Source organism: Streptomyces sp. NPDC004788 (genome assembly GCF_053601115.1).
The window spans coordinates 68,571-80,464 of sequence record NZ_JBSGBF010000015.1; the positions used below are offsets into that span (position 1 = coordinate 68,571).

Here is an 11,894-nt window from a genome sequence, read left to right on the forward strand (position 1 = left end):
GGCTCGGTCTAGGACTCGTTCTTGGCGATGAGGTGGTTTCCGAGGACCAGGTAGTCGATCTCGGTGCCCATGAAGCAGTTCAGGGCGTCGACGGGGCTGCAGACGATGGGTTCGCCGGCGACGTTGAACGAGGTGTTGATCAGGCACGGGGTGCCGGTGAGTTCGATGAACCTGCGCAGCAGCGCCGTGAGCCGCGGCGTTCCCTCGTCCGTCAGGGTCTGGATGCGGGAGGTGCCGTCCACGTGTACGGCGCCGGGGATGCGGTCCTTGTACGCGTCGCGCACCGGGAAGACGAACGTCATGTGCGGGGAGCTGGTCTTGCGCCCCATGTCGAAGATCTCCGGCGCCTGCTCCTCCAGGACGAGCGGGGCGAACGGACGGAACGGCTCGCGGTGCTTGACCCGGGTGTTGATGATGTCCTTGATGTCGTCGAAGCCCGGGTTGGCGAGGATGCTGCGGTGTCCGAGGGCGCGCGGCCCGTGCTCGACGCGGCCTTCGAACCAGCCGATGACGACCTTCTCCGTCAGGAGCTTCGCCACCTGCTCGACGACCTCGTCGTCGTCCAGGCGTGAGACGGTGACACGGCCGGCGAAGCCCTCCAGGGCCTCCTCGATCGCGGCCTCGTCGTAGGCCGGACCCAGGTAGGGGGTGACGGGCGCGGAGGCGGCGAGGATGTCCGACGGGGTCGTGCCGGGGTCGTCGAGCCAGGCGTGGGCCGCGGCGCCGATGGTGATGCCGGTGTCGGAGGCACCGAAGCTGACCTGCATGTCCTCGAAGCGGGAGCCCTCGAACAGCGGGGTGTTGTTGAGGCAGTTGAGGGCGACGCCGCCCTCGAACAGCAGCCGGTCGAGGTCCGTCCTCTTCTCCAGGTGCCGGACCTGGTGCGCGGTGGCCACGTTCAGCATCTGCTGCGCCGCCGCGGCGACGCGAGAGGTGTACTCCAGGGTGTCCTCGAAGGGCCCGAAGTACTCCTCGAACAGGGCGTCGTGACTGTGCAGGTCGTCGGTCCGGAGCGGCTTGGTGAAGGAGTAGCGGCCGTCGTCGTGCAGCGTCAGCAGGTCGTCGAGGAACGGGTTCGGAGTCGGCGGCTCGGCGTATCCGGCCAGGCCCATCACCTTGTACTCGTCGTTGTTCGGGACGAAGCCGAGGAAGCGGGTGATGCAGGAGAACAGGGTGCCCATGGAGTACTGGGCGCCGGTGACGCTGTCGTCGAAGACGGTGACCCTGCCGTCGCGGATCTCGCCCGTCAGGGTCGAGAAGCGCTCGGCGCGGCCGTCGCTGACGAGGAACGCGGCGTCCTTCATGCCGGCGAGGTAGTAGCCGGTCGTGGCGTGCGCCAGGTGGTGCGGGACGAAGCGGACCTTGGCCGGGTCGGGGCGGTGTCCCGTACGGGCCTCGAAGTCCGCCAGCATCGCCTCGTGGCTGACGACCTGGTCGAACAGGTCGGCCATGTCGCCCATGAGACGCGTCTTCGCGTCCTCCGCCAGCGGCGAGGTGCGGATGCCGTCCCGGATCTCGTCCAACACCTGGGGAGTCCAGTTCCAGGGGAACGCGAAGAGGTCGACGTCGTCGAACGTGATCCCGGCCTCCTTGAGGCACCAGTCGATCGCGTTCGCGGGGAAGTCGGTGGTCTTCTTCTCCCGGTTGAGGCGTTCCTCCTCGACGGCGGCGACCAGGCGGCCGTCGATCAGGACCGCGGCGGCGGCGTCGTGGCCCAAGAGGTAATGCTTGTTGATGCCGGTCGCGCCGAGGCGTTCGGAGAAGAACTCCGACACCCGGCTGAAACCATTACATCCAAGAACAATCACGTCATTCTTTCCTGTTCTGGGGCTACCGGAGCTACCGGAGCTACCGGAGCTACTTGACGGTCAGCAGGTCGCGGAGCCGCTGCCCGGCCGCCGGGGCCTGGCACAGGCCCGCGCCCGTGAATCCGGCCGCGTACAGGAAGCGGCGGGTGGGACGGGTGGGGTCCTCGCCGATGAGGGCGGTGTTGTCGGGGCTGGCGTCGAAGTCACCGGACCACGCGCGGTGCAGGCCGATGCCGTCCAGGGCGGGGAACACGGTGCCGAGATGGCCGGCGATGCGGCCGAGCCAGTCCTCCCGCGCCTCGCCGTCCTTGGGCGCTCCCATGGCGAGCAGGATGCGGTCCTTCCACGAGCGGATCCGCAGACCGGACGCGGCGTGCATCGTCATGGGGAGCTCGGGGTGCGGAGCGGGCGGGACGTCGGTGAAGAGCATCTCCATCACGCGGGGCGCCAGCGGCAGGTCGACCGACGCCATGGCCGCCACCTCGCCGGACCAGGGCCCGGCCGTGCACACGATGCTGTCCGCCTTGATGCTGCCCCGCGGGGTGTGGACGGTGTTGTCGTCGCCGATGCCGGTGACGGGCGTGTGGGTGAACAGCCGGGCACCGTGGTTACGGGCCCCGGCCGCGTAACCACGGACGATGTCGAGGCCGTCCACGTGGTACGCCTCGGGATTCCAGGCGGCGGCGAGCACGGCGCGCTCGCTGATCAGCGGGTTGAGCTCGGCCGCCTCGCGGGCGCCGATCAGGTCGACCCGGACGCCGGCGGCCCGCTGGGCCGGCTGCTCGGCCTCGAACGCGGCGATCTGCTGTTCGTCGGTGAACAGCGCCATGAACCCCAGCCGCCTCAGGCCGAGCGACGCCCCGGTGTGGCGGGCGAAGTCGTGATAGGCCTCCAGGCTGCGCACGGCGCGCTGCCCCGTGGCGGGATTGCCGGGGAAGTACGTGCGGACCATGCCGGCGGTGTGCGCGGACGCTCCGCCGCCGAGTCCGCCCCGTTCCAACAGGACGGTGTCCAGGCCGGCTTCGGCGAGGTGGTAGGCGGCGGAGGTTCCGATCACTCCCCCGCCGATGACGACGGCGTCGGCCCGGTCGGGCAGAACGCTCGGGGTGCTCGGGGTGTTCGGGGTGTCCAGCGTGCTCGGGGTGCTCGGGGTGCTCGGGGTGCTCACCGGGCGACGCTCTGCTGGCGCAGGTGGTCACCGGTCTCCCACGGGTACAGCTGGAGGTTCCAGCCGCCGAGGCAGTTGATGTAGAGGGCCATCTGGCTGGTGACGGCGTAGAAGTCGTCACGGTCGAGGTCGTCCAGGACGGCGAGGAAGCGCTGGGTGAACGCCCACAGCTTCTCCAGGCCGCAGTAGCCCAGGAACTCGGCGGGGACACCGACCAGGAGCCGGGTCATGTGGACGAGCGACTCCATGGACATGCCCTGGACGGCGGCCCGGACGAGCCCGCCGTACGCGGCGTAACCCAGCGGCCGCGTCTCGCCGTTGACGAACAGCAGGGTGGGCAGGACGGTCCCGAAGTTGCCCGCCCGGGAGGGGATGATGCCCTGGTGGAGCTCGTCCAGCTCGACCGGCGGCGCGAGCCAGATCTTCTCGGTCTCGGTGTGGATGTCCGCGATCAGGCGGTCGGCCTCCACGTGGGTCGCGTGGAGCATCGGAATGCGGTGGCCGCCCGGCTCGCCCGCGCGGCGGACCTCGGCGGTGATCTGCTTCTTCGTCGAGTAGACGGCGTCCCAGATCGCGGCTCCGGCCTCAAGGAGGGCGGGCATGTCCGCCGCACGGATCCGGCCGACCGGGGTGGCGGGCATCGGCTCGGTCAGCGTGCCGTACTTGATGCCCAGGTGCTGCAGACCGGAGAGGAACACGGTGCCGTCGGGGGCCTCGCGCCGGTCCGGGATACGGGTGTCATGGGGCGTGTGCAGCAGAGCCGGGATCGGCGACACGTGGTAGAGGTGCTCGCCCGCGATGAGCGCGTGCCCCTGGAGGCTCCGGTAGGGCAGCGACTCCCAGAGCGCGTCGGCGAGCGCCGGATTGCGGCCGTCAAGGTCGGCGGTGACCGTGATGCCCAGGTCCGGCCAGGAGATCTCTATCTGACGGCCAGGCAGCTTCTCGGACAAGGCTTTCCCCGTTCGTTGGTTCGGCTTGTCCGTGGAGTACATCGCCAACTGGCTTGTTTCAGTCAGGCGTTGAAAACATGAAACTCCGAGCCGCCTGAGGTGCGTGGTTCGTGTGTTTCTACGGAACCGCAGCTCAGGCGCGCGAACGACGGGTGAACGGCGACGACTGAAGGGCAGCCGGACTCAGACGAAGAGGAACGCGGTTGCGGTGGCCGCGCCCAGCGAAGCGCCGGCGATCGTCTGCGCCACCGTGTGATAGGTCAGCGCGACCCGGGACCAGCACACGGCGACCGTGAGCACGTAGGCGAGCAGCCACCACGGCGAGTGCACCGCGGCGAGCAGCGCCACCACCGCCGAGGCGACGGCGGAGTCCACCGAGATCTTCCAGACGGTGTTCACCGCGAGCAGCCCGACGGTCATCACCCACAGGGCGAGCATCGCGACGAGGATGGCCGTGGGGGCCCCGCCGAGGAGCATGACCAGCGACCCGGTGCCGATGGAGCCGAGGATGACGAAGAAGATCGGTGCCCGCTGGGTGCGGTCGACCACATGGCGGTCGCCCCAGGTGCCCCGCTTGCGCTCCCATTCGATGTAGCCGGCCGGGATCAGCCCGGCGCACAGGGCGCCGAGCAGACCCCACAGCAGGCCGGTCCAGTGCCCGGCCGCGGCCAGGCCGATGCCGAGCATGCCCACGAGCAGGACGTTGCGGGGCTGCAGGACGTCGGTGACGACACGGGCCACGGTGGTGGTGGTGCTGGTGGCGCTGGTGCTGGCGCCGGTGCTGGTTCGCCGGGCACTGCCGGCGCTCTCGGTGCGGTTCACGCGCTGTACTCCGGGCAGGACCGCAGGACGACGCGGGCCCGCTGTTCGGGGACGGACTTGTACGCGGCGGCCACCCGTACCAGCCAGGCGACCTCGCCGTCCTGGTCGGTGGCGTGCTTGGCCTCGAAGGCGGCGGCCTTCCCGGCGGTGGCGCCCTCGGCCTTGGCGAGCAGGGCCGCCTTGATCCAGTACGCGTCGGCGAGCGACTCCCGCCCCGCGGCGGCGTCCTTGGCGGCGGTCAGCAGGCTGTCGGGCACGTAGTGACGCAGCTTCTCGACGGCGTCCGCGATGTCGGCCGCCCAGCGGTCGACGCGCAGGTCCGCGGGGGTGTCGAACCGGGTCAGCTCCCGGGCGAGCGAGGCCGGCGGGGCAAAGGGCTGGTCGGGGAAGGCCGTCATCAGCTCGCGCCACAGCGGATGCAGGTTCATCTGGGCCCGCCACAGCCGGGCCCGCCGCCAGCCCTTGCTGAAGGCGGGGATGGAGGCGCCGAGCGCGAAGAAGGCGAAGAGCACCAGCTGGGCGGCCTCGGTGGCCTCGTCGAAGGCCAGCGCGAAGCCCGGGCTTGGCCGGTCCACCACGCTGATCCAGAGGAACAGGGTCCGGCTGAGGGTGTAGCCGACGCCGATGAACATCGCGAAGGTCATCATGCCGAGGCCCACCCGGAGGTGGAGCAGCTTGGCGTCGGCCGTGGCCAGCGCCCACTGGTAGGCGCAGACGGCGGACGCGGCCCCCAAGTACAGGTAGAAGACGCTCATGTAGAGCGTGGCGCCCCACTGCCCGGCGTGTTCGGCCACGAACCGGTCCGCGGGGTGCGAGCGGTCCACCACCGTGAAGAAGAGCACGGTGAGCAGGACGAGGGTGACCACGGAGGCCTTGGTGGCCACCTGCTGGACGAGCCGTGCGAACCGGACGTGGCGGGGGATCGCCCCGCCCTCCGGGAAGTGACCGTAGATGGCGACGATGTAGCTGAGGATCGCCAGGATGGCGATGGTGGCCGTGTAGTGCTTGATCAGCACCGCGAGGTCCACGACGGGGCTGTTGTTGAGGCCTATTCGGACCACGCGGGTCTTGGTCCACAGGGCGACGGCGAAGCCCGCGTAGCAGCCCCACAGGGCGCGGCGGCGCTTGTCCTCCTCGTCGCCCCAGAGTGCGGCCGGCATGCGCCACAGGGCGACGGCGGTCATCAGGCCGGCGATGAGGTAGCCGGCGAGGTCGAGGGCGGTCACGTGAGTTCCTCGGGGGGTCTTCTGCGGGCAGGGGTGGGGGGATCGGCTGCGGCACCGGGCGCGCTGCGTGCGGCGCAGCGAGCGGCGCTACGGACGGCGTTACGAGCGGCGGAAGAACATGTCGCGGAAGAACGTGTCGCGGAAGAACGAGCGGCGCCGGTGGGCCACGGGCCGGGAGAGCGAGTTGGCCAGCCGTCCGACCATGTCGTCGCTGGTCACGTCTCTCGCCATGCGCGGGATGAGGGAGGCTCCGAACTCGGCGATCCGCTCGTCGTGCGTGTCGTACTGGGCGCGGGCCTGGACCGTGTCGGAGGAGAGCACCCGCGTGATGAGCGAGGTGTCGAACACCGGCAGCAGCTTCCGCAGCTGGTCCGCGTCCAGGCTGGTGCCGTGGTCGAACCACTCGTGGCACAGCTCGTGCAGGATCACGTGCTGGGTCTGGTACGGGGTGGGGCGCCGCCGGTAGAGCACGTAGCTGGTGGTGCCGGACTTCAGGCGCAGGCCGCAGGCCGCGTTGACGCGCGCCAGCCGTTCGGGGAGTTCCTGGAGGACGATGGTCCGGCCGCGGGCCGCCTCCATGTTCGCCACCAGGCCCTCGATGGTGAACGGGGCCGGTATGGGAAGGTCAGCCAGCCCGGCTTCACACTCTTTACGCAGTTCGCGCAGGGACATGGGGGCCTCTTGATCGTCGGCACGCGTGCGTGACATGCGCTCGGCGAGTCTAGCCAACGCCGAACGCGCGCACGGAGCCACGTACCGACCCACGTACCGACCCACGTACCGACCCACGTACCGACCCGCGCACGGACCCGCGCACGGACCCGCGCACGGACCCACGTACCGACCCGCGCACGGACCCGCGTACGCCACGGCCTACCTCCCGGCTCCCCCGGCTCCCCCAGCCCCGTCCGTCCCGTCCTCGGGCTGCTGCTTGGCCTTGGTGTCCGCCAGCAGCGAGAGCGCGAACTCCAGCAGCTCCGCCGGCAGCCCGTCGTCGTCGACGCCCCGGCCCGCCACGCCGCTGATCTCGCCGGTGCGCCGCTTGGCGAGGAACTGGAGCCCGGCGACCACGTCGCCGACGACCTCCGACTCCTCCTTGAAGAACCGCCAGTCCACGCCGAAGCCCAGCCCGAGCGCCTTGAGGATCTCCTCGGAGGGCTGGGTGACCTTCCCGGCCAGGATGTTCGAGAAGTAGCTGTGGGAGAGGGAGCCGCCGCGCTCCTTGACCAGCTCGGAGAAGGTCCGCCCGGACACCTTCTGGCCCGGGAAGGTCTTCTCCAGCATGTACTCGACCTTCTGCTGCAACGACTGCAGCTCAGGTACGTGCTCTTCGCCGATGTCCATCCCGTTACCCACGTTCGCATCATGCACCGGCGCAAGTGCCGGGCTTGCGTAAACACTCTACGTCACTGTTAACTGCAAAAAACACGGTCCGGGGACCACAGGGGAGTCCCCGGGCCGTGTTCCACACCCGTGCGTGTCGGCCGTGCGTGCCGACTTAAGGGTGTAGCCCTTCGCGACGGGGGATGCGCGAAGGGCTACCCGTGCAGTATGCCAGCCACCCACCTGCCCCTCCATGGCAGACGGCCTGGAGTTTGTCACCTTCCCCCTTGCTAAAGTGAACGGCCGTATGCAGGAACACGCGTACGAACGGCGCGACGAGAGCGGGGGCTCAGCATGCGGGACGCCGACCACGCCGGCGGCGCGGACAACGCCGGCAACGCCGATCTGAAGTACACGGAGGACGGCCTCACCAAGCTGGCCGACGACCTCCACGCGATGCAGGGCTACCTGGAGAAGCAGACCCGTCGCATGGACGAGGTCGTCGACACGATCGCCGCGGGCTGGCAGGGCCCCACCGCCACCGCGTACCGCTCGCTGCACCGCGGAGTGGCCGAGGACGCCGTACGAATCCGTCAGGTACTGGCCCTCCTCGAAGCCGCGATGCGCGCCTCGCGCGACGGCTTCACCGAGCAGGAGCTCGACGTCCTGGCGCGGATGCGGCAGGTGCAGCAGGGCGAGGACGTGGCCGCCGCCGCCCGCGAGCTCACCGTGCCCGACCCGGCACCGGCAGCCGCGCCCAGAAGCCGCCTCGCGGACCTCTGAGCCGTACATACGACACCGCCGACACCGCCGACACCGCCGACACCGCCGACACCGACAGTTGCACCACGGGGGGATCAGCACCATGCCCGAAGACGATCGGATCACCGTCAACTTCGCCACCCTGCAACGCCTTTCGGGGGACCTGGAGGACATCCTCCGTACCCTCAACGAGAAGCTGGACACGCTGTACGGGCGGGTCGCCAAGGTCGTCGTGACCTGGGAGGGCGAGGCCCGCGAGACGTTCATCGACGAGCTGGACAAGTGGAGCCACCAGGCGGACGACCTGAAGGCCGCGCAGGCCTGGCTCCACGAGGTCGTGACCAAGGGGCACCTCAACTACGCCGCCGCCAACCGCTCCGTGCTCGAAGGCTGGGGAGGCGGCGCCTGATGGGCACTCCCACCCCGGCCCCCTCGGCGGGCGGCGCCTCCGGCACCATCGACGTCAAGCCGAGCGACCTCTGGAGGGTCTCCGGACGGGTCGCCGAGCAGCAGGACTTCCTGATGCGCGGCGCCCACAAGCTCCTGGAGGAGCTGGGCAAGTACCCGGACGCCGGCGGCGCCGGCACCGAGGCCGAGAAGTTCGCGCAGGCGTACAAGAAGATCGGCGACCGCTGGCTGGAGGTCTGGGGCCGCTCCGTGCTCAGCGTCGGCGGCGTCGCCGTCGGCTTCACCGAGACGGCCAACGCGTACACCAAGGCCGACGCGGCGTCCCACCCGCAGCCGGGGAAGACGCCCGAGCAGCGCCCGCGGCCCGCCGTCGTCGACAAGGACCCGAAGTTCGGCGCCGTACCGGACATCAAGTGGGGCGACGACGACGGCGGTGACGACTTCCTGCGCGGTCTGCTCGAACAGCTCCCGGAGATCGTCCGGGACGTCCTCCACCCGCTGTGCAAGCACGTGTTCCGGGTCGGGAAGGTGGCGGACGTCTACCCCTTCCCGCAGCAGCACTACCTCAACTCCCTGTGCCACAGCTGGATGAACGTCTCCATCGTGGGGACGATGGTCGCCGACCAGCTCACCCAGGCCGTCGGCACCATCACCAACCACCAGCAGGCCGACTGGGAAGCCGCCATGCGGACCTTCTGCAGCGCGCTGTGGGGCGCCACGGCCTGGGGCCAGCAGCGGGTCGGCTACCAGTGGGGGCAGACCGCCAACTCCGGCCCGGGCACGCCCCGCCTGCCCACCGGCAGCGAGCCCGTCCTGGCCGTCCTCAAGGACACCGCCGACAAGATCGCGACCATCCTGCGCGAGTACGCGGAAGCCGCCGTCGACCTCAACCGCGACGTCTACGACGAGCTCGAACGCGCCATGCTGAAGGCCGCCAAGGACATCCTGGAGGACCTGGAGAAGCCCAAGGACGTCAAGAGCATCATCGGCACCGTCACCTCCGTGGTCAGCAAGGGCGCCAGTCTGCTCCTCTCGTTCGACGTCAAGACCGTCTTCAACCTCGACACGGCCAAGCTGAACCGGATCGTCGACACGTACACCGGCAAGCTGAGCGGCCTGACCACCCGCATGGAGGCGCTGAAGGAGCCGCTGGACGAGGCGTTCCTGAGCGCGCCCAAGTTCGAGGCCGGCGAGGCCCGTGCCTACGGCTTCGGCGCGCGGGCCCTGGAGGAGTTCAAGGACTCGAAGGTCTGGCTGAAGGTCGACTCGAACGGCAACTACGATCTGAACCTGGCCGCCAACGAGTACATGGGCGACGGCCACACCCTCGACAAGCACGTCGGCAAGACGGACGAGCAGCTCGCGCAGCGACTGCGCGACCAGCAGTCGAACGGCCCGACGCAGGCGTGGCCGTACGGCAAGCCGAAGCCCAGCGCCTCTTCGGCCTTCCCGAACTACCAGCGCGCGGAGGAGCTGACCGAGCACAACCTCAACAGCAACAAGGCCGCCATCGACGCGTGGATCAAGGGCCCTCCGCCGCCGGGGGACGGAGAGGTCAGAGACTTCCATTCGACCGCGCCGAACGGCGAGACCAGCGGCCGCAGCGTGAGCAAGCAACCGGTGGACCCGAACGACCCGCTGTCGGGATACAAGCAGGGCGGCATGAAAGCCAAGGCGTACGACGTGACCGGCATCGACACACGGCTCCGGTACGACAGCAGTCGCAACCCGCCGTTCACCGTCATGACGTCGATGCCCTCCAAGTCCTAGCGCTCCGCCGAGAAAGGCCAGCACCACATGTCCGTCGACCAGAAGTCCTGGGAAGCCGCGGTACGTCACCTGTTCGAGGACGCGTACCCGTACGACGCCACGGGCCCGCGCCGCCACGAGAACTGGGTCCTCGACGTCCTCGCGTTGATGGCCCGGGTCCCGGACCCCCGGGGGTGGACGGGCCTCGATGACCCGGCGCACAGCCGGGAGCACGACGGGTCCCCCACGTACCCCTTCGCCGACCACCCCCCGGAGTACGTTGCGGAGCGTCTCAAGGAGATCGACCGGGACAGCGCCGAGAACCTGCTCCTGGCCCTCACGGACGACTGCTGCACCCTGTCCAACCTGCGCCGCTTCACGGAGAGCGAGGAGGAGCTGCGCGTGATGGCGCGGACGATCCTCGCACGGTACGGAGACAAGGCCACCTATCACACCAACGTCAGCAGGCCCGGGCCCGTGCCCGGCACGCTCGACTTCACGACGTCGCACTGGGGCTACAGCCCGCTCAGCGTCTACTCCGAGGACTGCGGCCTCGTCGTCGTCTCGGACACCGAGGTCGGCATGTTCTGGAACTTCTCCGACTACTGATCCGACTACTGGCAGGATGCCCCCGTGCTGACCCGCTCCGCCTCCTACCCCGACCGGGAGACCGCCCACTGGGCCACCCAGCAGGTGGTGACCGCCAACGAGCAGGCCATCCACCGCTGGCTCGCCCAGGGCACCCGGGCCCGCCTCACCATCGAGGCCGCCTGGCCGTCCCGCGAGGAGCCCGTGGGCCGCGTCCAGCTGGCCGGCGACCTGCTGGCCGGGCTCGGGCCCGTCGACGTCCGCGCGGCGCGCGTGGTGCTGCGACGCGAACCGTCGAGCCCGCACGGCTTCGTCGTCAAGACCACCGTTCCGTTCTACCTGTAGGGGCCGTACGCAGATGTCCATGAAGCCCCTCGAACACGACCGCCGCTACGGCGAGCTGGACCAGGTGATGCGCGCGTACCTGGGCCAGCCGGCCGACGACACCCCGGAGCGGCGCAGCCGCGCCCTCGACGCGTACCTCCGCCACACCTGGCACACCCGCCCCTCGGCCGTCGCGGAGGCGGAGCGCCAGCTGCGCGCGTACAGCCAGAACCCGCCGGGCCGCCTGCGGCAGAGCCTGGGCGAGTTCTACGCGATCCCGGACACCGGCATGCCCCAGGCGGCGATCGGCGACTGGCTGACCGTCCTCGCCGACCATCTGAAGCGCAGCATCGAGGAGGGCGACGTCCCGGAGCCGGCGACGCCGCAGACGCACTGGGAGTGGCACGTGCGCTTCCCGGAGACCGCGCAGCTGCTGGGCGGCTGGTTCTCGCAGGACATCGTCGACGAGTTCCCCGACCACGACGCCGCCGTCGCCGACTACGCCGCCACCACCCACCCCCAGCTGGTCGCCCGTCTCGTGGGCGAGCTCCACGAGTTGCTCGCGCTGCCCCTGAACGAGGCGGACTACGCGCTGGCGGCCGCCGAACTCGGCATGGAGGTCGACCCGCCGGAGCCGTTCTCGCACGGCGCGTGGTTCCTGGCGGTGGCGACGACCCTGTCGGGGGGCTGACACGAAGGCGGCCCGCCCGCAGGCCCCACCAGGGCGATACGATGCGCCATCGCGACCGGCCCGTTCGGCCGGGAC

General features: G+C 70.0%; 13 protein-coding genes. 6 read left to right on the top strand and 7 right to left on the bottom strand.

The annotated features are described in order from the left end of the window. Window positions 1-8: 8 nt before the first annotated feature. The 7 genes from ACWEJX_RS09990 to ACWEJX_RS10020 all read right to left on the bottom strand — a co-directional run bounded on the left by ACWEJX_RS09990 (window position 9) and on the right by ACWEJX_RS10020 (window position 7,318). Window positions 9-1,775, bottom strand: coding sequence for a carbamoyltransferase family protein (locus ACWEJX_RS09990; protein WP_451607022.1), 1,767 nt, complete (start codon window positions 1,773-1,775; stop codon window positions 9-11). 82 nt (window positions 1,776-1,857) lie between these two features. After that, window positions 1,858-2,976, bottom strand: coding sequence for an NAD(P)/FAD-dependent oxidoreductase (locus tag ACWEJX_RS09995; RefSeq protein ID WP_451607023.1), 1,119 nt, complete (start codon window positions 2,974-2,976; stop codon window positions 1,858-1,860). Further along, window positions 2,973-3,926: a cucumopine synthase-related protein gene (locus ACWEJX_RS10000; RefSeq protein ID WP_451607024.1), complete on the bottom strand. Its 954-nt coding sequence runs from the start codon at window positions 3,924-3,926 to the stop codon at window positions 2,973-2,975. The genes ACWEJX_RS09995 and ACWEJX_RS10000 overlap by 4 nt, the downstream gene beginning before the upstream one ends. 183 nt (window positions 3,927-4,109) lie before the next feature. Continuing rightward, a complete protein-coding gene (locus tag ACWEJX_RS10005) occupies window positions 4,110-4,667 on the bottom strand; it encodes a hypothetical protein (protein WP_451607054.1) in 558 nt (185 codons plus the stop codon). 77 nt (window positions 4,668-4,744) lie between these two features. Continuing rightward, window positions 4,745-5,974, bottom strand: coding sequence for an MAB_1171c family putative transporter (locus ACWEJX_RS10010; protein ID WP_451607025.1), 1,230 nt, complete (start codon window positions 5,972-5,974; stop codon window positions 4,745-4,747). A gap of 99 nt (window positions 5,975-6,073) precedes the next feature. Next, the gene (locus ACWEJX_RS10015; RefSeq protein WP_451607055.1) at window positions 6,074-6,646 is read right to left on the bottom strand and encodes a toxin; all 573 of its coding nucleotides are present in this window, start codon (window positions 6,644-6,646) and stop codon (window positions 6,074-6,076) included. Between the two features lie 201 nt (window positions 6,647-6,847). Further along, entirely contained in the window at window positions 6,848-7,318 is a 471-nt protein-coding gene (locus ACWEJX_RS10020; protein ID WP_451607056.1) for a hypothetical protein, read from the bottom strand. 333 nt (window positions 7,319-7,651) lie between these two features. Between ACWEJX_RS10020 and ACWEJX_RS10025 the strand changes: the two genes are divergently transcribed. From ACWEJX_RS10025 to ACWEJX_RS10050, 6 genes are all read left to right on the top strand, one after another. Continuing rightward, entirely contained in the window at window positions 7,652-8,080 is a 429-nt protein-coding gene (locus ACWEJX_RS10025; protein WP_451607026.1) for a WXG100 family type VII secretion target, read from the top strand. Window positions 8,081-8,162: 82 nt separating this feature from the next. Continuing rightward, the gene (locus ACWEJX_RS10030; RefSeq protein ID WP_403794055.1) at window positions 8,163-8,468 is read left to right on the top strand and encodes a WXG100 family type VII secretion target; all 306 of its coding nucleotides are present in this window, start codon (window positions 8,163-8,165) and stop codon (window positions 8,466-8,468) included. After that, window positions 8,468-10,237 (top strand): RNase A-like domain-containing protein, encoded by a 1,770-nt coding sequence (locus ACWEJX_RS10035; RefSeq protein ID WP_451607027.1) that lies wholly within the window; start codon window positions 8,468-8,470, stop codon window positions 10,235-10,237. Before ACWEJX_RS10030 ends, ACWEJX_RS10035 begins: the two co-directional genes overlap by 1 nt. A 27-nt stretch (window positions 10,238-10,264) precedes the next feature. Continuing rightward, window positions 10,265-10,825, top strand: coding sequence for a hypothetical protein (locus tag ACWEJX_RS10040; RefSeq protein ID WP_451607028.1), 561 nt, complete (start codon window positions 10,265-10,267; stop codon window positions 10,823-10,825). 24 nt (window positions 10,826-10,849) lie between these two features. Beyond that, on the top strand, window positions 10,850-11,149 hold the full coding sequence (locus ACWEJX_RS10045; protein WP_403794060.1) for an RNase A-like domain-containing protein: 300 nt from the start codon (window positions 10,850-10,852) through the stop codon (window positions 11,147-11,149). A 13-nt stretch (window positions 11,150-11,162) separates the two neighbouring features. Then, window positions 11,163-11,819: a contact-dependent growth inhibition system immunity protein gene (locus ACWEJX_RS10050; protein ID WP_451607029.1), complete on the top strand. Its 657-nt coding sequence runs from the start codon at window positions 11,163-11,165 to the stop codon at window positions 11,817-11,819. Window positions 11,820-11,894: the final 75 nt, after the last annotated feature.

What these genes read in the sequence shown, in the direction of transcription:
- ACWEJX_RS10015 (WP_451607055.1), bottom strand. Translation starts at nt 6,646, where the DNA reads ATGTCCCTGCGCGAACTGCGTAAAGAGTGTGAAGCCGGGCTGGCTGAC.
- ACWEJX_RS10030 (WP_403794055.1), top strand. Translation starts at nt 8,163, where the DNA reads ATGCCCGAAGACGATCGGATCACCGTCAACTTCGCCACCCTGCAACGC.
- ACWEJX_RS10050 (WP_451607029.1), top strand. Translation starts at nt 11,163, where the DNA reads ATGTCCATGAAGCCCCTCGAACACGACCGCCGCTACGGCGAGCTGGAC.
- ACWEJX_RS10040 (WP_451607028.1), top strand. Translation starts at nt 10,265, where the DNA reads ATGTCCGTCGACCAGAAGTCCTGGGAAGCCGCGGTACGTCACCTGTTC.
- ACWEJX_RS10035 (WP_451607027.1), top strand. Translation starts at nt 8,468, where the DNA reads ATGGGCACTCCCACCCCGGCCCCCTCGGCGGGCGGCGCCTCCGGCACC.
- ACWEJX_RS10025 (WP_451607026.1), top strand. Translation starts at nt 7,652, where the DNA reads ATGCGGGACGCCGACCACGCCGGCGGCGCGGACAACGCCGGCAACGCC.
- ACWEJX_RS10020 (WP_451607056.1), bottom strand. Translation starts at nt 7,318, where the DNA reads ATGGACATCGGCGAAGAGCACGTACCTGAGCTGCAGTCGTTGCAGCAG.